We start from the raw sequence: 19201 nt of genomic DNA, 5'->3' as shown, positions 1-19201 counted from the left end.
GGTCGAGCCGTGGGCAACAAGTCACGCTGCAACGCGCAACTCGTCGTAGACGTCGTTGATGGCGGTAGGAGGCGCCTTGGAACTGATCTTCCAGTCGCGTTTCGCGCCCGCCATGCTCCGTTCATTAAAGGTATCGAAATGCGAGCGTATTTCTTCACTCAAGGGGTCAAGATCGCGGGCCATGTCGAATGCGCTTCGTACTTCCGCCATCGAATCACCGCGCTCGCATTGCGCAATCGCCAGTAGATCGAAAAGGGCTGCCGTGATGGAGGGCTGACCAGACCGCCAGATGCCAAGCCGGCAGAAACTGACGGCCCTTTGCCACTGCGCGTCGTGCAGCGCATTCCGGGCAAGTTCCATATAGGGCCAAACGACCGGAGTGCCCAGGTGGACCGCTTGCTCGAAATCTTCGATCGCGTCGTTGCGCCCTAACTGTTGTTTGAGCAACCCACGGGCAGTCAACAGGACGGAGCTCTCAGGATACTCTTGGATGGCGGCATCGAAGACCACCAGGGCGTCGTCAGCTTTCGCCAGCCGCTGTAGACAAAGTGCCTTCGTGGCGAATGCCGCGGCAACCACCGCTGCCAGCGCTTCACGAACGTCGCTGGCACGCAGTTGTTCAAGTCCGCGATCGACGACTTCAATCGCACGCTGATAAAACTCGGGCGTTGCGGTCGCAGTCGCATAGAGGTGAAGAGCGTCGGCGATCCGTAACAGCAGTCGCGGCTGCGTTCCATCGTTTCTCAAATGCGCTTCGGCGCGTTGATGCAACTCCTCCCACGCCGACATCGCCTTGAGGCACTCAAGGACCAGCATCGGATAAGTAGGATTCTCCGGCTCCAGCCGCGCCGCGTTGTCGAGAAACAGCAGGCCAATTTCAGGATGTCCCATTTCCATCCATGCACGGCCGCGCATGTAGTCCACCCGTGCGCGGGGCAAGAATCGAGGTGGGCGCCGCAGGCTCGTCAACAGCCGGTCCCACTCCTTGTTGTGAAAGGCTTCCGCTTGTTCATGTGCCAACGCCTTGGGAGTCATTGGCGGCCAGTCGGCATCTACCCACGTCTCTCGATCGCGAAGCGTGTTTAGATCGGAAGAAAGTCCCCAGAGGCGATCCTGCCGGCACTCGTCCAGGTCGCGCCACAGGTCGTTAAATCGATCGTCTTCCTCCGCTTCGAGATCCGACCGCTCTTCGTCCCACGTTTTCCTGACGTGCGCGTCGACAATCTTCTGTAACCAGACGGCATAGATGACCGCCGAATTTGTGCTAGCTATCATCGTCGCCCTCCCCGCTGCACCAGAGGTCCCGCGTATCGATAATCGCCTGCCTATAACTTTCGTACGGCATCACAAACGCCGGTTGCAATGTGCCGTGATCGTCGCGGTCAGGTTTGAGAGCGATCTGTTCGGTGATCGTGCCCGATATAAAGTCGCCCTCGCCAAGGCGAAACAAATGAAGCGAGTTCGGCCCGTTGGCGCCGGGCACTTTGCCCAAGTCGCTAAGCCGTTGCGGAAGCATGCTGGGGCTAAATAGGCGCTTCGCGAGTCGGCGACGGATCCCGGCGATGGATGAAACCACCGATACGCCGCCGGCGTCCGGCCTGGCGTTTCCGTCCGCATCGGGCTTAAGGTCTCGCGCACGCACGCCCAGTTTCGTCGCGGAGTCGCCAATGACGGGACGGAGCTTGGCGCGATCGGCTTGCATGGGGCGATAGGCTCGGGGCATTTCCAATACTCTAGCTTAGCGGCCCGCAGCATGGCCAGCGCTGTTTTGCCAATTGGACGAACTAGACCTGCATCGACGCGCTGCCGTATGCGTAGGTGAGGCTTCCCAGGCCGGAACGCCTGACCAACCTCGTGTTTTCAATAACTGCGGCGATTGATCCGCCCTTGCACTCTGCCGGGCAGCCCCTGAATGCGCAAAAAGCCTTCGGCATCCGTCTGATTGTAGCTGCCGCCGCCCTCCATGCTGGCGATCCCCTCGTCGTAAAGGCTGCGCGGGCTGGTGCGGCCCGCCACGGTGATGTTGCCCTTGTAAAGATGGAGCGTCACTTCGCCCGTCACCGGCCGCTGGGCCTCGCGAATGAAAGCCAAAAGGGCGTCCATCTTGGCGTGATACCAGAAGCCGTAGTAGACCATCTCGGCCACTTCGGGAGCCAGCCGGTCGCGGAGGTGCATCAGGTCGCGGTCGAGCGTGATCTGCTCGATCACCCGATGGGCGTCGTAAAGCAGCGTCATGCCGGGCGCCTCGTAGACGCCGCGGCTCTTCATGCCCACGAAGCGGTTCTCGACCATATCGACGCGGCCCACGCCGTTGCGGCCGCCGATGGCGTTCAACTCGGCCACGATTTCATAGGCGTTCATTCGCCGGCCGTTGACGCTGACCGGCAGGCCCGACTCGAAGGCGATCGTCACCGGCTCGATCTTGTCGGGCGCCTGCCGCGGCGAGACGGTCATGCCGAAGTCGACCAGTTCCACGCCGTTGACGGTAAGGTCTTCGAGCTTGCCCGCCTCGTAGCTGATGTGCAGGCAATTCTCGTCGGAGCTGTAGGGCTTGGCGGCCGAGGCTTTGACGGGAATCGCCTTCTCCTCGCAATAAGCGATCATCTCCTTGCGGCCGGGAAAGAGTTTGCGAAAGTCCGCCCGCCGCCAGGGAGCGATCACCTCGACGGCCGGCTCCAGCGCCTCGGCGGCAAGCTGAAAGCGGCACTGATCGTTGCCCTTGCCGGTGGCCCCGTGGGCGAAGGCGTCGGCGCCCACTTCGCGGCCCACTTGCAAACACGCCTTGGCGATCAGCGGCCGGGCAATCGACGTGCCCAGCAGATAAACGCCCTCGTATTTCGCCTGCCATTGCAACACCGGAAAGGCGAAGTCGCGGCACAGCTCTTCCTTGACGTCGACGATGCGGGCCGATTTGGCCCCGCACTGCCGGGCCTTGTTCAAAATGGCCTGACGGTCTTCGCACGGCTGGCCGAGATCGACGTAGACGGCGTGGACCTGATAACCCTGGTCTTGAAGCCAACCCAAGATGACCGAGGTATCGAGTCCGCCGGAATAAGCGAGAACGCAGCTTGGCATGATGTTCCGAATTCAAAAAAGGTGGCTGTTGAATCCACAGATAAGATAAACGATCGACGGGCAAGAATGAAGCGATTTCGGCGTGAGACCGTGACGGATGCCCGCCGCCAACTTATCATTCCGATATGCCTCAACCGTTCCAGCAGCGGCCTCCTGAACACGCCGGGCCAGGCTTGCGCGCGAATCGCTTGGCCGCCCTGGCCATGCGCTTGCGTCCTCACATCGAGCTTCTCGTCTGCCTCGCTTTGGCCATCGGCACCCTGGCATGTTACCAAAACGTGGTGAAGAACGGTTTCGTCAACCTCGACGACCCCTACTACGTGACGCAAAACATCTGGGTGCAAAGGGGGCTGAGCCGCGGCTCCGTCTACTGGGCCTTCACCACCACGGCCGTCGCCAATTGGCATCCGCTGACGTGGCTGTCGCTGGAGCTCGATTATGAGCTGTTCGGCCTCAACCCGGCCGGTTTTCATGCCACCAATCTGGCCCTCCATGTCGCCAATACGCTCGCGCTCTATTGGCTGCTGCGGCGATGGACGGGGGCCATCGGCCGCAGCGCCTGCGCGGCCGCATTCTTCGCGCTGCATCCCCTGCACGTCGAGTCGGTGGCCTGGGTCACCGAACGGAAAGACGTGCTCAGTACCTTGTTCTTGCTGCTGTGCCTGCTGGCTTGGAGCGTCTATGCGCGGCGCTCGGCCGTATGGGCCTATGCCGCGGCGCTGGTGCTGTTTGTTCTCAGCCTGATGGCGAAGCCCATGGGCGTAACCTTGCCCCTGTTGCTGTTGCTCTTGGACGTTTGGCCGCTGGCGCGGCGTGCGCCGGCCGAACGAGACGGCGTCCGGACCGGGCTAAGCCGACGACTGCGCGTAGTGGAAAAGCTGCCGTTTTTCTTAGCCAGCGCGGCTTCGGCCGCCATGACCTTGTTCGCCCAAAGCGAGATGGGGGCCCGCGTTCGCGAACTGCTCGGCGACGACGCTTCGGCCGCCGTCGCGTTGCTCGCCCAGAGCGAGGGCGCCGGATGGGCTTTCAGGCAGTCGTTGTCGTGGGCCGACCGGTTGTGGTTCGTGCCGGTGAGCTATGTCACTTACCTGCGGCAAACTTTTTGGCCCGTAGAACTTACCGTGTATTATCGCCACCCCGGCGCGGGCCTGCCGATGTGCAAATCGGTCGCTGCCACCGTGCTGCTGACGTTGATCACCGTCGCCGTATGGCGGCTGCGCGCCTCTCGCCCCTATTTGACCGTCGGTTGGTTTTGGTTCTTGATCTCGCTGCTGCCGGTGATTGGCCTGCTGCAGGCCGGCGCGCAGCCGAACGCCGACCGCTACATGTATCTGCCGATGATCGGCCTGCTGATCGGCGTGTGCTGGGGCGGATGGGAACTGGCTGTTCGTTGGCATCGCCCTGGAATACTCGCGCTTTCCGCCGCCCTTTGCCTGTTGGTTTGTGCCGCGCTGACCTACCGCCAAGTGGACATGTGGCATGACGACGCGTCGCTCTTCATGCCCTTGACGAAGTGGTGAGTTCCGTCCAAGAGGGACTCGCTACGGCAAAAAAAGGCGGCTGCCACCGTTGTGGCAGCCGCCGCAAAAAGACCGGCGGAAAATGTTTGTGAACGCTCTCGCGACTAGAAGTCGCCGCTGATCGCTTCACTGCCTTGGCGAGTGTTTATGCTCGCCCAGATGAGGAACGTGATACTGTTCTGGATCTGTTGGGTATGGCCATCGGCAAAAACGGCCAGCACGATACCAGGATGGTTGCTGTCCGGACCGGGCCAGTTGGAGTTCGGGCTGTACAGGGCGTTATACAGCGGCGCGAGGCCATAGAGCGTCGAAGGCCCCACGGTGCCGGTCAGGTCAAAACCGCCGCCCCCGGCGCCGCAACCGGCTCCCAGCGCCCCGTTGTAGACCCCACCGTTGGCAATGCTATATCCGCAAGGGCCGCTGCCGGTCAGGCTTTCCGTGAAGGCGACCATCGGCGAACGGAAGATCATCGGAACATAAACGCCGGAGCCGACCGCGTTTTGAAGATTGGACCGTTGCTTGCCCGTCCCACCCTGGGCAAGGGCCGGCGGCGACCACGTCACGGCCTGGCCGGGGATGTTCCAAAGCTGGGGAACCGGCTCGCTGTTGCCGGCTCCGGACGCGGCCGTAAAGACCAAGTCCGAAGCGGGGTTCGTATTGAAAGTGGCTAAGCCTTGAGCGGTGGGCGCCGCCACGCTGCACGCCGTCACCTCGGCCACGGCAATGGTATTGGAGGTGCCGTCTTTGATGGAGCCGAAGTTGGAAGGCTCGTTAAAGGTGAACATTCCCTTGGTCCCTAAGGGGGCCGCCGACTGGCCTTCGGCCCAGTTGCCGTTCCGCGCCCTGGTCTGATAGAAGCCCACCCCTTGGCTGCCGGCGTAATTCATCCACATGCTCAACAACGGCAGATCGCCCGGCCCGGTGAACGTGCCGTCAGACGGGCAACGGTAGGGCGGAATCTGCTGAGACTGGGTGTAGCCAAAATACTGCGGCGGGATGACCGTCGAAACGCCGCCCGTGCCGTACTGCTGGCTTTGGTTCCAGATCGCCAGCCGCTTGTTGACCGCGTTATAGAGCGGAACCTGTTCGATCTGCGGCAGGATCATGAAACTCCACGGGTAATGGAAGTACAGTTCCGGGGTAGCCGCGGTCGGGGCCGGGGTCTGAAACGTGGTGAAGGGATACTGGCCCCACAAGGCATCGTAGGGAAAACTCTTGTTGATGTCGGCATAGGTCTGCAGCCCCAACCCGATCTGCTTCAGGTTGTTGTTGCACTGGCTGCGGCGTGCCGCCTCGCGGGCCGCCTGAACGGCGGGCAGCAGCAGTGCGATCAAAATTCCGATGATGGCGATGACCACCAACAACTCGACCAGTGTGAAACCACTGGACTGCCTGTGCGGCTGAGGCCGCGTTCGACTGACTGTTTCTCTCATAGCACACATCCATCCGTTAAAGAGGAAGAAAAATAATGACGCCCCAAGTCGCTAAGCATATCAGACCGGCGGGGTTCTGTCCAGAAAAAAGTGCAGCTTGGCAAACACGGAAATACCGAACAAAACAGCTAGTTTGAGGGATACGTTGGGATTGCCCGCCCGCCCGCCAGCCGATACGATGAAGACGATCTCGAAATGAGCGGGGCGTGGCGCAGTCTGGCTAGCGCGTCTGGTTTGGGACCAGAAGGTCGCAGGTTCGAATCCTGTCGCCCCGATTTTTCACAACTACGGCCAATGGCTCACGTTACGTTGCGTGCAGCCCGCCTGCCCGAAAGCGGCAGTGTGGCCTTGCCTGCGGAAGCGCGTCAAATTTTGACGCGCTTCCAAAGCGAGGAGAGCACTGTGCGCGTTCCGAAATTCAAAAAACACAAGGCCACCGGCGGCGCCTGGATTCAATTCGACAGCCAACGAATTTATCTCGGCACCTACGGCAGCGACGAGGCCCGAGAGAAGTATCACGCCGAGCTGGCCCGCTGGGCCGCCTGGAAGGGCACCGCCGCGGCCTGGACGGCTTACCTGGAAAAGCTGGCCGAATGGGCCGATCGCAAAGGCACGCCCGAGGCCCGCAAAAAATTCCAGGACGAGCTCACCCGACGCGCCGCCGCCCTCGGCCCGGCCGGCCCGCAGCCCGCCCCATTGACAGCAACCCTCACGCGCCCCGCGTCGGGCGAGCCGGCCCTCGTGAGCGACTTGATCTTGGCCTACTGGAAACAGCACGTGCTCGAACACTTTCGCAAGCGCGGCGAGCTGACCAGCGAGGCCCTCAACATCCGCACCTCGCTCAAGTATCTGCGCCGCATGTTCGGCGACCTGCCGGTCGCGCTGTTCGACCAGGTGAAACTAAAAATGTATCGCGACATGCTCATCGACGAACGGCAAAGCTGTGTCAGCACGGTCAACGAACGGGTACGGCAAGTCCGTGAAATGTTCCGCTGGGGCGGAGAGAATAAGCTGGTACCCGAATCCGTGGCCGGCGCCCTGATGCTGGTCAAGAATCTCATCGATGGGCGGACGCGGGCCAGGCCCAGCCAAAAAGTGCCCCCCGTGCCCGACGACATCGTCGACCAGACGCTCCCCTTCCTGCCGGAGCTGGCGGCCGACGTGCTGCGCTTCATCCGCCTGACCTGCTGCCGGCCCAGCGAGCCGCTGGCCTTGCGGCCGCGGGATTTGATGGTCGTGAGCGCCGACGGCCGTTGTCGTCGGCTGGTCGATGCGTCGCCGTCGCCACCGTCGCCACCGCCGCCGGCCGCCGACGGCGACGGCGAATCGCCAGACATCCTGTCGATCGCCCGTTTCAAGGCGGGGCAGACGGGGCAGGCGGCGCAGGCCCAGACGGCGCCGACCGGCGAGCCGGACGCCGGCGAAGTCTGGTATTTCAAGGTCGAAGGCCACAAGACGGAACACAAGGGGCTGGAGCGCCGCTTGTACATCGGCCGCGAGGCGCAAGGGGTTTTGCGGCCGTACCTGGACCGCGACGCCGACGATTACTGTTTCGGCCACGATCGCATGGGGCGGTCCTGTCGGGCCGGCAAACCGTACGATCACGGCGCCCTGGCCCGTGCGCTCAAACGGGCGTTGTGCAAGCTGGCCGAGTCACGCGGACACAAGCTGCCGCCCAAACCGAAGCGGAAACGCAAGGGGGGCGAAGAAAGCAACGACGGTTTACTGTTGGACGCCCAAGCGGGCCTGGTTCGAATCGGTGGGCTCGCCGTACTGGCACTTGCATCAGCTCAGGCACAGCGCGGCCGACGAAGTGGAAAGCCAGTTCGGCATCGACGCGGCCCGCGCCGCGCTGGGCCACACCGACGCCCGCACGACGGAGCGGTATCTCGACAAGAAGGCCAAGGCCCAACGTGACTTCGACAAGGCCGCCGAAATCGCGCGGCAGATCGGATAGGAGGGAACCGTGCGGACCAAAGAGACCGGCGCGCGAATTTGCTACGGCGTTTACCAGGGCGACGGGAAAACACTTCTTGTGCTTCCCAGTCGAGCACTCGCGCAACGAGAGCTGCTTGCCGGCGCCTCCGGCGGCGGCCATGAGGCGACGTTAAAAGTGCTGCGAACGACGGCGGAAAGGGACGCCGCACGAAGGATGCTTCGCCGTTTCAGAAACGTCCCATACTTCCGTGCCTGGTTCTTGGCCGGCGCCGACCTACCACCAGACGTCAACCTGGCCAGCGATTCGGACATCAAGGCGGCAACGAAAGCGTGGGATTTTGGGGCCGTGATGCGCGAAATTCTCCAGCCGGGGCAGCGGTCGCACTATGACTCGTGGTTCTCGGACGGATCCTTCCCGCCTGAGCAAACGGCAGAGTTCGTTGGTTGGCACTACGGCGCCCCCGGGCCTGAAACTTGGCTGATCGTCCCAGAATGGGTCGTGAAAATGCGCGACGAGTTGACGCCGAACGCCATTTGCGACGCCGCACGCATTTCGCGTTCGACGTTCAAACGGTGGCAACGGGATGCTACTTGCCGCCAAGCCCTCGTCGATGCAATCGCCGAGGCCGAGGCTGGGAGAAACGTCCCGAAGAATTCGGCCGCGTGGGACCGCCTGTTCGGCGACGATGCCGGCTGGCAAGAGCGTTACGCAAGCCGCGTTCGCCAATCGGACGTGGCAAGGTCCATGCTTGCTGAAGGCAAACGGATAGTCGACGTCGCTACGGAGTTGGGCATATCGAAGTCATCGGCGCAGCGCATCGGCGCTGGGGAATTCGGCCAAGGGCGAGACCGCTTTGGCGCCGAGAAGGTGAAGTCCAACATGCTTCGTTTTGCGGAGCATGCAACGCGGAACAAGGCCCTTGAACGTGTGCGGAACATCGAAGGGAATCCGTTTGATGCGCCGGTGACCCTTAGCCCGTTGCGATGTAGGGCGCGGGAGCTTGGGCTGCTCGACGCGTTTGACGGCTGGCTCTTGGAAGCAATTCGCGAGATCGGGGACGCGCCGAGCACAGCGAAACAGGGAAAACTGAGAGGCTGCTGGGGACGCCGCGGCGTGGTGATGAAGGGTGCAAGGATGTGGGTGCCTAAGTCGCCGCTCGCGTGGAAATTCCGCGACAAGGCACGGGCAAGGCCGGCTACGTCCGAACTAATGGACGCGACGCCGTGTGCCGTACTGTGGTTTCTCGATTGCGTTTTGCCGGCCCCACCGCGCGGAAAGGCGTCCGCATACCGTAAGGCCGTTGGCCTTGTTGCACGGAGCCGCCGGTCGGTAGTTCGCACCAGCGGAACAATGGCCGCGGCGCCGGCGATCGCCGCCGAGTCAAAGGGCGAAGCGCATGCAAACAGCAGCGCTGCCGGGTTGCTCCCCCCGGCGGCCGAGGCAATGCTCGAACACAATCGACGTCGCAAACGCGGACGGCCGGTCGACGCCGCGAAGCAAGAGCGCAACCGCCGAATCGTTGAGGCCTGGCAGACCGGCGAATACAAGAACTTCGCGGACCTGGGCAATGCATTCGGGCAAATGCCGAGGGGGACCGTCAAAAACATCGTCGACAAGGCCACTCGCAAGAAACGACGCGCCCACTAATTCGCGGATTTTGTGGGCGCAGACCCGTGTCAAGGGCCCGGCCAGCAAGCCGGGCCATTTTTTTGCGCTCAGAAATCACGTATTTCCAGCGGTTTTTGGGGTCAATCGGGCACCGCCTAGTTCAGCGAATTAGTGGGCGCTTCGAGCGCGTGGAAACTCAAACTCCGGGCAACAGACCTTGGAGTTTCGAGTTTGATCGACGTGCGACCTGGCCGGGTACCGGCCATCGAGCCGGACGGGCTCTACAGCATCGCTCAGCTCGCCAACGCGCTGCGTGTTTCGCCGCGCACGGTGGAGCGGCACCTACGCCACGGCGTGGCGGTCGGCGGCGAGCTGCTGCGCCTGCCGGCGACACGCATCGGCAAGGTCTGGCGGGTCCGCGGTCGCGACGTGCTCGATTGGCTGGCGGCCCAGCAGCCGCAGGCCGTCGCGCCGCCGCCGGCCGCCGTCGCGCCGGCCCACCGCCGACGCCTGGTCGACCAGGAGCTCGACGACATGGGGCTGTAGGTTTGTGGGGCAGCGGGGCGCCGTGAGAAGCGGGCATTGGAAGCCAGCATAAAAGCCGCGGGCCGGCTCCCTGACGGGGCGCCGGCCCGCGGCGAAAACCGAGCAAATGTATCATAGCCGAAAACACGAATGGCGGCGAGTAAGCGCCAGCGGCCCTTACGCTCAGCCGGGCCACTTGCGGCCGGCGCCGTCCGCACTGCGCGTGATCGATCTACCGGGCGAGCAAGTTTGCCGCCGCGTGCCTGGCTTTCTGCCGGCGAGCAACGTCGCCTTCGAAATCCGTCGCGCCGCCGCCGGCCGTCGTCTCGGCGGCCCACCGCCGACGCCTGGTCGACCAGAAGCTCGACGACACGGAGCCGTAGGTTTGTCGGGGGCAGCGGGGCCTTGTGAGAAGCGGGCGTTCCCAAGCATGGAGGGTTTTTGACGATGGACTTTCTAAGTCCGGGCCTGCCGAACGGCGGCCTCGTTGTTTCGCGTCGCCAAAGCGAAGAAGTCGTGATCGAGGTTGAGGGGCGCGTCGTGGCCGTGGTGCAGGTCGTCGAGATACTGCCGGACCGGACCCGGTTGAGAATCCGCGCACCGGCCGATGTGGTGATCGCGCGGGCGGAAGTCCATGGCCGGCCGCCGCGGCCGTCCGAGGCCATAACAGCATAGGAGTCCGCCGGCATGGACGTCGCCTTGTTCAACCCGGACGGCCTTCCCGTCGTCGATCCGCTCGAGCACGACGCGCAGCAGATCCTGCGCGACGCCAGGCTGTGGCCCGACGCGGCCGGCCGCGAGACTCTCGCCGGCCGCCTGTTCATTCACTTTTGGCGAGCATGCCATGGTGAACCGGGCATCGTCAGCACATCGCTATCTTGCCTCGGGACGGAGTTCAGCGGTCCGGGCAATTCGGCCAGCAACATCCGCAAGGCGCTACGCCGGCTGGAGAAGGCCGGGCTCGCCGCACTGCCGGCCGGCCGGCTGAGCGGCGAGTTCAAAGTCGGCATGCGGCGCGGCGCCCCGTCCGATGCACAGCAAACGCTGTTTGAGCTGAAGCGCGACCACGAAAGGCGTTGTTTCGACGTGGTATCGGACGCGCACCAGGAGTGCGCACCGGCGGTGCGCACCGATGGTGCGCACCGCGAGTGCGCGCCGCCGGTGCGCACCGCGAGTGCGCAGCCGCGCGGGCCGTGCGAAGAAAAAGTTCCGCCGGCCGAAGACGCGGAAGCAAAAGCACTTGCGGCGCGAATCGAGGCCAGGCGACGCGCCACCAGTCAGCCAACGGCACGGAAGTTGTTGGAACGTTCCTACGTTCCTAACGTTCCTGGTAGTAAGATCTCTTCTAACGTTCCTAACGTTCCAGAACGTTCCGGGAACGTCGAAGGAAATTCAGGACAGGGGAACGTTGACGCGACGGCCGATGGCGTTGAGTTCCTTCGCCAACGCGATCGCATCGAAGGAAAGTACGGCCGGAAGGATGACTGCCCTTGGCTACCGGACAGCTTCGCCTTGCTAGCGGTCCGCGGGCCGTTATCTCGCGCCCAGTTTGAAAGCGTGCTCGAAAGCACCGCACGATGGGCGACGCTTTGCGGCGCAATTAAAAAGCAGCTCGCCACCTGCGGGGAGGCCAGGCTGCGCGAGCATGGCCTTTGGAGCGAACAAAAGAGCGCCGTGCAGTTCTACCGAATCCCGCGAATCAAGGAGCTCGAACGGTCGCTCGGCGTCGTGCCGGACGAGGGGCGGTTTCCAAAGCCGGACCGGCCAAAAAGGTGAAGCGAAATATGCGCGCCAATCTCAAACTCAGGCAACCGGCGGGTGGCCCGGCGTGGTCGCGCCGCCCGCGACGCGAGACGACGATCGTGGCCGATCGCTGGATCTGGCGCGACCGCGGCGGCCGTTACCGGGTGGTCAGAAGTCGCAGCCGGTTCGGCATCCGCCCCGACACCTGGTACGCGCTGCACCTGGCCGATTTGGGCGGCCGACGGTGCTGGTCGATTCTTTCGCGACACCGCCGCCGCGGGGCGGCCTTCGCCGCCTGCGATCGACACGCCGCACGGTTACGCAACGGGAGGCCCTGACCGATGAGCCCAATTCTTGACGAGCTGGGCCGGCGCGGCGTTTCAGTTTGGCGGGACGGAGACGAGCTGCTGTTCGAGGCGCATTCGCCCGGCGATAGCGGTGCTCTGTGGGACTGGCTGCGAGCGCACCACGCGGAGATTCTCGCCGGGCTGCCCTCCGGCGACGAAGGCCCCAGGCCAAGCGAATCCGCGGCCGTGCGTTTCTGTTCGCCCCACAACAACCCGGCCAACTATCTCGACGGGCCGGCGCCGGGCGGCATGGTCCGATCGACCTGCAAAATCTGCGGTCGCTTCATCGGCTATCGGCCGCGGCCGGCACGCTCCCGAAAGAGCGCGTCGCGTGCAGGCCCCGGCGGCGCCGCGACGGCCGCACCTGGCCGGATGGCAAACGCCGACAGGACGTGATTCACGGCGGCAGTTCAACCGGCTTTTTCCCGTAGGGGCGTTTTGGATTGGAGTTTGTTTTGTGTACCAGCAACGCAACGGAAAAACGATGACCGAACGCGAGGCAACAACGATGGCCAAACGGCAAGGAAAAACGACGACCGGACCTGAAGACCTGCAGGGACACGACGCGCTCTTATCCGAGATCCGGGCCCGAGCGATGGAGAGGGGCGACGCGGAGATGGTGGCGGCCATCGATCGGGACTTGCAAGCCAGGCCCGACGAAGCACGCTGAGCATCTCAATCGCCGTCCCGGTCCAGCGTGATTTGGGCCGGCAAGCAGCCGGCCGCCGTAATATCCCTCACGGCGCTGCCGATCGCGTCCGCGAGAGACACGGCTTGGCGGTCGAATTCGAGCGACACGACGCCGTCACAACAGCCGAGCGAGGCATCGCTGCAGCCGGCCTCAAACAGCCGGTTCGTCAAATCTTCGCCGATATCGTCCAGTCCCTCAAGAATGACCGTAAAGGCAAACGTGGCGGCGGCCGGGCCGTTGTCTGCGATAGCCATGGATTCACCGCCGTGGTCTGGGCATCAACCCATTCTAGTCCGCAGGCCACACCCGACCAAGCAACGGTAGGCGCAGATTGTCCGAAGCGAACGGCGTGGCCTTGGCATGCGCGGGGCTCATCGTGAGCCCCGACGGCGACGGCGACGACGCAACCCCGTGCCGCACTTTGCCCGTCGCAGCGCCGGCAGCCTGGTTCGCCAGGTCGCGAGCGGTCCCGTGGCCGCCGGCAATCCCGGTTAGGCCCAGAGGCGCGGCGGGAACGCAACGTCGTGCTCGCGAACGGGCCCGCCGCGACGCGGGCGAATGCGGCGGCTCGCCGCGGCGAAGCCGAACAGCCAGATCCTTCTCCCGCTGTTCGACCGGGGGGGGGGCGATTTTTGAGGGTCGCGCGCGGCGTAGACCGCGTGCCAAGCGCGCACGTTTTTTCGCAGGTTTTGAAACAGGGGGGTATCCCCCGACGCGGAAAGCAAGCTCAGCCGCGGCTCTCGTACTCTTCCCCCTCCCTTGGGCCGCCACGCGCGCGTTATGCAGCGCGGCGAAGCCGAAGCGCGAGTTGGCCGAACAACCGCGCGGCCATCATCGGCCCTTGCATAACGCGCGCGTGGCGGCCCAAGGCTCGCTCGCCTAATCCAGCGGAATCTCCCGGCCGTGCAGCAGCAGCCGCTGAAAGCCGGTGCGGTCGTTGCGCAGGTAGGAGCCGAGCATCGCATCCGCCTGTTCGTCCCTCATCGGCATTTCGGTCGGGACAAGCAGCCGATCGGCCTGCCGCCAGAACAGCAGCCAGCAGAACTTGCCGCGATCGAGGTGCTTGATCGCGACCTTGACGGCGGCCAGCTCGTCCGTGTCGCCCCGCGGCGCCACGACGACGATCTGCCGCTCGCCGAAGCGGTTGGTCACGTAGAACGGCGCGCCTGGTTGGGGCTCCGTTCGCGGCCGAAGGGCCAGCCAGGTCGAGCCAATCAGCGCACAAAACAGCAAGCCAGCGGTAATCAGACATCCTCGGCGCATCGTTCGTACCGTCTCGCCCCACACACCATCAGCACCAGGCCGCGGCCAGGGATTCGCCGACCGCGGCGCGGCGGGCTCGGGCGGCGCGACGGGCGCCGCCTGGCCGGCGAACGGCACGACTCGCGTCAGGGCGTCGCAGTGCGGGCAGCGACAGACCGCTTCGCTGCCGTCCAAGTAGCAGCTAAAGGGCTGCCAACACGATTGACAGAGTGCGGTGGTAAGGGGCATCGCCCGCTCCCCAAAACAACGCGGCCCCGCGCGAGCGTAGGCCGGGAAGCCGGTTGCCGCGCGGGGCCGCATGTGTTTCGTTTAGCTTCCCGGCCGCGCCCATCTTCGCCTCGTCGGCGCCGGCGGTCAATCGTTGCCGGGCCGCTATCGCGGCAAGAAATTTTTGTCGGCGTTCCAAAGCAAACCATGACAGTCGGCGACACCGAATTGGCTCGTTTCGAGGTCCAGCAGCCGCGTCATTTCGGCGCGTGGCCAACGCGCAATCTTCTCGGGCGAGCCGTTGACCCGACGACACCCAACCGCGTGCTGCGTCACCATCGACGCCGCCACGTCAGTCGCCCACGAGCAACGCGCCACGCGCGGACGTCTGCCAGGCCGATGGGCCGCCCATGAGCAACGCGGGCACTGTGGACCCTCGTCGCGCAAAAACCTGCGGAAAAACGTGCGCGCTTGGCGCGCTCAAATACTTGACCGGCGGCGCCACGGAGGCGAGAATTGGCATCGGCCGGGAAGCCAACACCAAAACATGCGACCGTGCGCGGCAAACAGGCTTCCCGGCCTACGCTCGCGCGGGGCCGCTTTCTTTGGAGCTGGCCATGTCGCGAGTTCTTTTCTGCCTGGGAGGCTTTGCCGCGGGCATGATCGGCGCCCTGCTGCTGGCGGCAGCGACGAATCGGCCCGGCGCGAAGGACGCAAAAATCAAAGAGCTTGAGCAGGCCAACGCTGCGCTCACCGCGTCAGTCGAAAAGGCCAACGCCTCGATCACGGCGGCGCAAAACGCTGCCGAGAAGAGCGCGGCGGAGGTCGAACGGCTGCTCGACGCACGAGAAGGCCTCGACGTCCGCCTAGTTGAAACGGAGAAGCAGCTAAGGCGCGCTCAGAGCGCCAAGGAAACGCACACGGCTGCGCCGCCGAAGGCGGAAGCCAAGCCAGCGCCGAGTGCGGCAGAACGCGCCTATGTCGCCGCCGTGCGGACATATTTGGACGAGTGCAGGGCTGTGGCCAAACTGCTCACGCTCGTTCCTTCGCCGCTTAAGTTCAAGCAGAGGTGCGACGTGGCGCTCGATCTCTACACACGCATTCCCGACGCGCCAGCGGGGACAGACCCGAACGGACAGATTGCCTTCATGCTGAAGCAGATCGACTTGAGCTTTGGCATCGCGCAACTCGACGTCAATAACCGGTCGGACTTTGTCCGCTTAGGTTCCGATGTTGACGCCGACAAGGCGGATGCCGCGTGCAAGAAGATAGCAGCCCAGCAGCGGGAGTCGATCATCAGCGTTGAGAAGGCTTTAGGAGCTCAAAGTGAGGCCCGCGACTGAGTGCCTCCGCCGCGGCGCATTAGAGAGCACGCGGGCAAGGCGCCGCTACCGCGACGAACTGGTCTACGCCGGCGAAAGCGGCCAAAAATCGCCCCCCCCGGCCAGCCGGCCAATATGCTGAGTCACCATTGACGACGCCGCCACCACGTCAGTCACCCACGAGCAACTCGCCACGCGCTGACGGCTGCCAGGCCGGCCACGTGCTGACGTTGGGCACAAGCAACGCGGGTCGATGGGCAGTGCGGGCCACGGTGGTTCGATGCGACGATACCCAGCGCGTGCTGAGTTACCATCGCCGCCACGTCAGTCACCACGAACAACGCGCCACGTGCTGACGTCTGCCAGACGGGCCGCGTGCTGACGTTGCGCAACGCGGGTCGATGGGCACTGCGGGCCACGGTGGTTCGATACGCAACCGCGTGCTGAGTCACCATCGCGGATCGATCGCTCTATAATCCGTGCAAATCCGTGTGCATCCGTGGCCAGCCCGGCGCGCAACGTTCCCGAGCGCCGCTCAGGCGGCCGCGACGAGGGCGGCGATTGCGGCGCACAGTACGGCTACCGTCAGGAGTCGAAAAAAGTAGTGGAGTATCGTGTTGCCTTCGCCGGCGGCGCGCCGAAGGCCGCGGTCGATCGAGCCTGGAAGCTTGGGCGCCGCACGCGCCAAGCGAATCCCGCCTTCGACCCCGGCGGCCGTCAGAGAGGTCACAGCATTCGCAGTTGCCTTCGACGCCGAAAGCGATCCGCGTGCGGCCAGGCGCCCCGCTTGGCGAAGCTGCTGGCGGCGCCGCTCGCGTCGCGCCTCGGCCACGGCTTCGGCATCCGGATCGAACCATACGCTACCGCAGGCCTGGCACACCCACGGGGCGCGCGCGTTGCGGTTGCTCTGCCCAAGCGCCATCAGAATCCAGATTGGCAGCCAGAGGCCGCACAGGAAGAGCGAGATCAACAGGTGAAGGATGTGACTCAGTTCTTCCGTCTGCTGCTCGTGCAGCGTGTCGCGTTGGCAGTGTTGGCAGAATGCCGAGCTCTTCGGTGGCATGATCGGCGCGAAAAAACACGGCCCCGCGCGAGCGTAGACCGGGAAGCCTGATGCCGCGCGGGGCCGCATGTTCGATATCGGTTTGGGCTTCCCGGCCGAAGGAGATTGTCGCCTGCCGGGCGGTGCGCGGTCAAGTACCGGTGGCCTCTTCTCTGGACCGCAGTCTGCTGCCTGAACCCTGAACCGTGAACTCTTGAAAAAAATCCGATGAACTGGAACTGGTACATTTCCGTGGCGGCCGTCCAAGACGTGATGCGGACCGCCGGCTGGCGCGGCCAGGTCCAGGCCTTTGAGCGCGCTGACGCCCGTGCCCGCGCCGTGCGTCAGGCCGCGGGTGTCCATGCCGACCAGGATGTTGAGGCTTGCAGCGACGGACATGCTTGTTGACTTGCGCCGCGCGGCGGGTTAGACCGGTGGCATGCGACGAGGATGTTTGATTTTTTGCGGGCTGCTTTTCTGCGCGTTCATCGGTTCGCTTTGGGTGGGCATCCCCAAGCAGCCGGCGCCCCAGGGAAGCCCGCCGTTCTATTTGGTCAACCGCTTCGGGCAGCGGCAGATCGTGGTGGTCGCGCCGCGCGGCGACACCGATGAACTGGCGGCCGTGATGGCCGCCGTCAAGCACCTCGACCGCGGTCCGTTCTGCTGGCTGCTGTTCTGGCTGCAGGCGAACCGGGCGGCCGTGCCCACCGAAATGCCGATGACGAGCGAGGCCGAGGCGGCCATGCTCGGCTCGTACCAGCACAACGAGCGCACGGGGCACCGCCGGCTGTTGCTGCGCGGCCGGGAGATCAAGCTGCGGGTTGTGCCCCGCCGGCTTTGAGCCGCGCGTTGTGCAGTGCGGCGAAGCGGCTGAAGACCTCCAGCATTTCCTCGCCCGACTGCGGCCGCTCTTCCTCGGCCCCGACCGGTATTACGTCGGCCAGACCGCCGTCGGCGAGCGCGTGGTCAGGCAGGACTACACGGGCTACGACGACTATCGCACGTACTGGTTTGTCCCGGCCGACGTGGCCCGCCGCTGGGCACTGGCCTACGCCAATTCTGCCGGCATCACGCTCGACCAGGCCCGCGAGTGGCTTTCGAAATACGCCGGCTGCCACGGGGCGGATCTGTATCAGGCCGTGGTCGAGGCCGAGGCCGGTAGCCCGCTTGCTCCGCAAGCGGAACCGCCCCGGCCCCAGGCCGACGCCGGCCAGGAGCTGCAGGCATGAAGCTTCACGAATACGAAGCCATCATCGACGGCATCGAGAGCGGAGAAACGCGCGCCAGCGCCGAGTGGTTCGAATGGGCATTGCTGGCCGTCGCCGGCGACTGCCGCCGGGCGTTGTGGCAACCGCCTTATCGCGCGCGTGCCAGAACGGTGGCCGATCGTGCCGAGGCCCTGCTGCCGCCGATCATCGACGCCGCCTGTGAAGTGCATTGCACGCGGCGGCAGTTCGACGCAGCCACGTACTGCGATCACGTGGCCCGAATCGAAAGGCGGGTACTCTCTTGATTCACAACGCCATCGCCGTCGGCAACGCGCGCGGCCATCTGTGGCACGCGCTGGAGGATGCCCGCCGTGCCCCGCACGTCACTTCTTCGCGTTTTCGCGGCCACCTTTTTTCCCCGAGGCGCCCTTCAACCCTTCAATGATCTCGTCACCGGGCTCAGCCAGGAAAGAAGCCTGCTGGGCTGCGGGCAGGTAAGGAAGGACTTCCGCCTCTGAGAAGACTTTGAGCACCTGCACCGTTTTGCTGCCGCCGACGACGGTCGTATAGGTTCTTGACGCTTCAACGACGAAGCTACCCGTCATCTCGACCGTTTCCCCGTCGCCGACGTTGGCGGTCTTCTTACCGCAAATCCAAAATGTCTTGCCGGCGTGCTCAAATAGCAAGTTCTCTCCGTCAAGGATCTGGAGAATTTTCCCGCTCCACCGATGCGGAGACTCGATCGGCGATCGCTGAAATTCCGCACGCCCAAGCTGGCCGACGACGAGATTGTCTCGATCGAGGCGTGGCGCACAGAAGACGTGGCCGGTGTCCAGCGCCTTGATCTTCTCTTTCAGCAGCTTGATCTGCGTTGACCGGTTCTTTTTCGCCGCCGCTGGATTGAGCTCGACCACGTTCGTCGAGTGCATTTTCTTCGCTTGATTCATGAGTTCTTTGATCGTCTCCGCCATGGCCGCCTTACGGGAGTCGAGCTCGCGATCCGCGGCGTCCAGGTACGCTTTCACCTCCGCGCTCGCGGAATCGCGGTCGAGCTGCGCGGACAGCAATAAGGTGCAAAGCAGAGCGCAGTTCATTTTCTGGGTCTCCCTCAAAAACAGCGGCCCCGCGCGAGCATAGGCCGGGAAGCCTGTCGCCGCGCGGGGCCGCGTGATCGATTTGGTTGTCGGGCTTCCCGGCCGAAGGAGATTGTCGCCTGCCGGGCGGTGCCCGGTCAAGTACCGGTGGCCTCTTCTCTGGACCGCAGTCTGCTGCCTGAAC

The 19201-nt window shown here is 64.3% G+C and carries 22 protein-coding genes and 1 tRNA gene; 15 read left to right on the top strand and 8 right to left on the bottom strand.

The window, feature by feature from the left end; genetic code table 11:
• Positions 1-21: 21 nt before the first annotated feature.
• The 3 genes from VNH11_27650 to VNH11_27640 form a co-directional block, all read right to left on the bottom strand.
• Positions 22-1035, bottom strand: coding sequence for a hypothetical protein (locus tag VNH11_27650; protein ID HVA50171.1), 1014 nt, complete (start codon positions 1033-1035; stop codon positions 22-24).
• A gap of 229 nt (positions 1036-1264) precedes the next feature.
• Positions 1265-1702 carry a hypothetical protein gene (locus VNH11_27645; GenBank protein ID HVA50170.1) on the bottom strand — a complete coding sequence of 146 codons (438 nt, stop codon included), beginning with the start codon at positions 1700-1702 and terminating at the stop codon, positions 1265-1267.
• Between the two features lie 158 nt (positions 1703-1860).
• A complete protein-coding gene (locus VNH11_27640) occupies positions 1861-3075 on the bottom strand; it encodes an argininosuccinate synthase (protein ID HVA50169.1) in 1215 nt (404 codons plus the stop codon).
• A gap of 125 nt (positions 3076-3200) precedes the next feature.
• Here VNH11_27640 and VNH11_27635 point away from each other — a divergent pair, with 125 nt between their 5' ends.
• The gene (locus VNH11_27635; protein HVA50168.1) at positions 3201-4595 is read left to right on the top strand and encodes a hypothetical protein; all 1395 of its coding nucleotides are present in this window, start codon (positions 3201-3203) and stop codon (positions 4593-4595) included.
• 104 nt (positions 4596-4699) lie between these two features.
• On the opposite strand, the gene VNH11_27630 is transcribed toward VNH11_27635, so the two are convergent.
• Positions 4700-6028: a DUF1559 domain-containing protein gene (locus VNH11_27630; protein HVA50167.1), complete on the bottom strand. Its 1329-nt coding sequence runs from the start codon at positions 6026-6028 to the stop codon at positions 4700-4702.
• A gap of 200 nt (positions 6029-6228) precedes the next feature.
• Between VNH11_27630 and VNH11_27625 the strand changes: the two genes are divergently transcribed.
• The 9 genes from VNH11_27625 to VNH11_27585 all read left to right on the top strand — a co-directional run bounded on the left by VNH11_27625 (position 6229) and on the right by VNH11_27585 (position 12860).
• A tRNA-Pro gene (locus tag VNH11_27625) sits at positions 6229-6303 on the top strand.
• 127 nt (positions 6304-6430) lie between these two features.
• On the top strand, positions 6431-7945 hold the full coding sequence (locus VNH11_27620; protein ID HVA50166.1) for a hypothetical protein: 1515 nt from the start codon (positions 6431-6433) through the stop codon (positions 7943-7945).
• Between the two features lie 280 nt (positions 7946-8225).
• Positions 8226-9614: a hypothetical protein gene (locus tag VNH11_27615; GenBank protein HVA50165.1), complete on the top strand. Its 1389-nt coding sequence runs from the start codon at positions 8226-8228 to the stop codon at positions 9612-9614.
• Positions 9615-9815: 201 nt separating this feature from the next.
• Positions 9816-10121 (top strand): helix-turn-helix domain-containing protein, encoded by a 306-nt coding sequence (locus VNH11_27610; GenBank protein ID HVA50164.1) that lies wholly within the window; start codon positions 9816-9818, stop codon positions 10119-10121.
• A gap of 426 nt (positions 10122-10547) precedes the next feature.
• Entirely contained in the window at positions 10548-10775 is a 228-nt protein-coding gene (locus tag VNH11_27605) for a carbon storage regulator (GenBank protein ID HVA50163.1), read from the top strand.
• Positions 10776-10787: 12 nt separating this feature from the next.
• Complete coding sequence (locus VNH11_27600; protein HVA50162.1) at positions 10788-11876, top strand: hypothetical protein; 1089 nt, start codon at positions 10788-10790, stop codon at positions 11874-11876.
• An 8-nt stretch (positions 11877-11884) separates the two neighbouring features.
• Positions 11885-12181 (top strand): hypothetical protein, encoded by a 297-nt coding sequence (locus VNH11_27595; protein HVA50161.1) that lies wholly within the window; start codon positions 11885-11887, stop codon positions 12179-12181.
• A gap of 3 nt (positions 12182-12184) precedes the next feature.
• A complete protein-coding gene (locus VNH11_27590; protein ID HVA50160.1) occupies positions 12185-12586 on the top strand; it encodes a hypothetical protein in 402 nt (133 codons plus the stop codon).
• Between the two features lie 112 nt (positions 12587-12698).
• Positions 12699-12860 (top strand): hypothetical protein, encoded by a 162-nt coding sequence (locus VNH11_27585; protein ID HVA50159.1) that lies wholly within the window; start codon positions 12699-12701, stop codon positions 12858-12860.
• 5 nt (positions 12861-12865) lie between these two features.
• On the opposite strand, the gene VNH11_27580 is transcribed toward VNH11_27585, so the two are convergent.
• Both VNH11_27580 and VNH11_27575 read right to left on the bottom strand, forming a co-directional pair.
• The gene (locus VNH11_27580) at positions 12866-13135 is read right to left on the bottom strand and encodes a hypothetical protein (protein HVA50158.1); all 270 of its coding nucleotides are present in this window, start codon (positions 13133-13135) and stop codon (positions 12866-12868) included.
• Positions 13136-13760: 625 nt separating this feature from the next.
• Entirely contained in the window at positions 13761-14372 is a 612-nt protein-coding gene (locus VNH11_27575; protein HVA50157.1) for a hypothetical protein, read from the bottom strand.
• A gap of 467 nt (positions 14373-14839) precedes the next feature.
• Between VNH11_27575 and VNH11_27570 the strand changes: the two genes are divergently transcribed.
• Positions 14840-15694 (top strand): hypothetical protein, encoded by an 855-nt coding sequence (locus tag VNH11_27570; protein HVA50156.1) that lies wholly within the window; start codon positions 14840-14842, stop codon positions 15692-15694.
• Between the two features lie 514 nt (positions 15695-16208).
• On the opposite strand, the gene VNH11_27565 is transcribed toward VNH11_27570, so the two are convergent.
• Positions 16209-16805 carry a hypothetical protein gene (locus VNH11_27565; protein ID HVA50155.1) on the bottom strand — a complete coding sequence of 199 codons (597 nt, stop codon included), beginning with the start codon at positions 16803-16805 and terminating at the stop codon, positions 16209-16211.
• 138 nt (positions 16806-16943) lie between these two features.
• Between VNH11_27565 and VNH11_27560 the strand changes: the two genes are divergently transcribed.
• The 4 genes from VNH11_27560 to VNH11_27545 are packed head-to-tail and all read left to right on the top strand — an operon-like array spanning position 16944 to position 18228.
• Positions 16944-17123: a hypothetical protein gene (locus tag VNH11_27560; protein ID HVA50154.1), complete on the top strand. Its 180-nt coding sequence runs from the start codon at positions 16944-16946 to the stop codon at positions 17121-17123.
• A gap of 31 nt (positions 17124-17154) precedes the next feature.
• Positions 17155-17556 carry a hypothetical protein gene (locus tag VNH11_27555; protein ID HVA50153.1) on the top strand — a complete coding sequence of 134 codons (402 nt, stop codon included), beginning with the start codon at positions 17155-17157 and terminating at the stop codon, positions 17554-17556.
• A 10-nt stretch (positions 17557-17566) separates the two neighbouring features.
• Positions 17567-17944, top strand: a complete 378-nt coding sequence (locus VNH11_27550; protein HVA50152.1) for a hypothetical protein — start codon at positions 17567-17569, stop codon at positions 17942-17944.
• Positions 17941-18228, top strand: coding sequence for a hypothetical protein (locus VNH11_27545; protein HVA50151.1), 288 nt, complete (start codon positions 17941-17943; stop codon positions 18226-18228). Before VNH11_27550 ends, VNH11_27545 begins: the two co-directional genes overlap by 4 nt.
• 78 nt (positions 18229-18306) lie before the next feature.
• On the opposite strand, the gene VNH11_27540 is transcribed toward VNH11_27545, so the two are convergent.
• Positions 18307-19158, bottom strand: a complete 852-nt coding sequence (locus tag VNH11_27540; GenBank protein HVA50150.1) for a hypothetical protein — start codon at positions 19156-19158, stop codon at positions 18307-18309.
• Positions 19159-19201 lie beyond the last annotated feature (43 nt).

The organism is Pirellulales bacterium, from assembly GCA_035533075.1.
Lineage (GTDB): Bacteria > Planctomycetota > Planctomycetia > Pirellulales > JAICIG01 > DASSFG01.
The sequence above is the reverse complement of the archived record's forward strand: the minus strand, read 5'-3'. Positions and strand labels throughout refer to the sequence as shown.

What these genes read in the sequence shown, in the direction of transcription:
- VNH11_27650 (HVA50171.1), bottom strand. Translation starts at nt 1,035, where the DNA reads ATGACTCCCAAGGCGTTGGCACATGAACAAGCGGAAGCCTTTCACAAC.
- VNH11_27645 (HVA50170.1), bottom strand. Translation starts at nt 1,702, where the DNA reads ATGCAAGCCGATCGCGCCAAGCTCCGTCCCGTCATTGGCGACTCCGCG.
- VNH11_27640 (HVA50169.1), bottom strand. Translation starts at nt 3,075, where the DNA reads ATGCCAAGCTGCGTTCTCGCTTATTCCGGCGGACTCGATACCTCGGTC.
- VNH11_27635 (HVA50168.1), top strand. Translation starts at nt 3,201, where the DNA reads ATGCCTCAACCGTTCCAGCAGCGGCCTCCTGAACACGCCGGGCCAGGC.
- VNH11_27630 (HVA50167.1), bottom strand. Translation starts at nt 6,028, where the DNA reads ATGAGAGAAACAGTCAGTCGAACGCGGCCTCAGCCGCACAGGCAGTCC.
- VNH11_27605 (HVA50163.1), top strand. Translation starts at nt 10,548, where the DNA reads ATGGACTTTCTAAGTCCGGGCCTGCCGAACGGCGGCCTCGTTGTTTCG.
- VNH11_27600 (HVA50162.1), top strand. Translation starts at nt 10,788, where the DNA reads ATGGACGTCGCCTTGTTCAACCCGGACGGCCTTCCCGTCGTCGATCCG.
- VNH11_27595 (HVA50161.1), top strand. Translation starts at nt 11,885, where the DNA reads ATGCGCGCCAATCTCAAACTCAGGCAACCGGCGGGTGGCCCGGCGTGG.
- VNH11_27590 (HVA50160.1), top strand. Translation starts at nt 12,185, where the DNA reads ATGAGCCCAATTCTTGACGAGCTGGGCCGGCGCGGCGTTTCAGTTTGG.
- VNH11_27585 (HVA50159.1), top strand. Translation starts at nt 12,699, where the DNA reads ATGGCCAAACGGCAAGGAAAAACGACGACCGGACCTGAAGACCTGCAG.
- VNH11_27580 (HVA50158.1), bottom strand. Translation starts at nt 13,135, where the DNA reads ATGGCTATCGCAGACAACGGCCCGGCCGCCGCCACGTTTGCCTTTACG.
- VNH11_27575 (HVA50157.1), bottom strand. Translation starts at nt 14,372, where the DNA reads ATGCCCCTTACCACCGCACTCTGTCAATCGTGTTGGCAGCCCTTTAGC.
- VNH11_27565 (HVA50155.1), bottom strand. Translation starts at nt 16,805, where the DNA reads ATGCGGCCCCGCGCGGCATCAGGCTTCCCGGTCTACGCTCGCGCGGGG.
- VNH11_27560 (HVA50154.1), top strand. Translation starts at nt 16,944, where the DNA reads ATGAACTGGAACTGGTACATTTCCGTGGCGGCCGTCCAAGACGTGATG.
- VNH11_27555 (HVA50153.1), top strand. Translation starts at nt 17,155, where the DNA reads ATGCGACGAGGATGTTTGATTTTTTGCGGGCTGCTTTTCTGCGCGTTC.
- VNH11_27545 (HVA50151.1), top strand. Translation starts at nt 17,941, where the DNA reads ATGAAGCTTCACGAATACGAAGCCATCATCGACGGCATCGAGAGCGGA.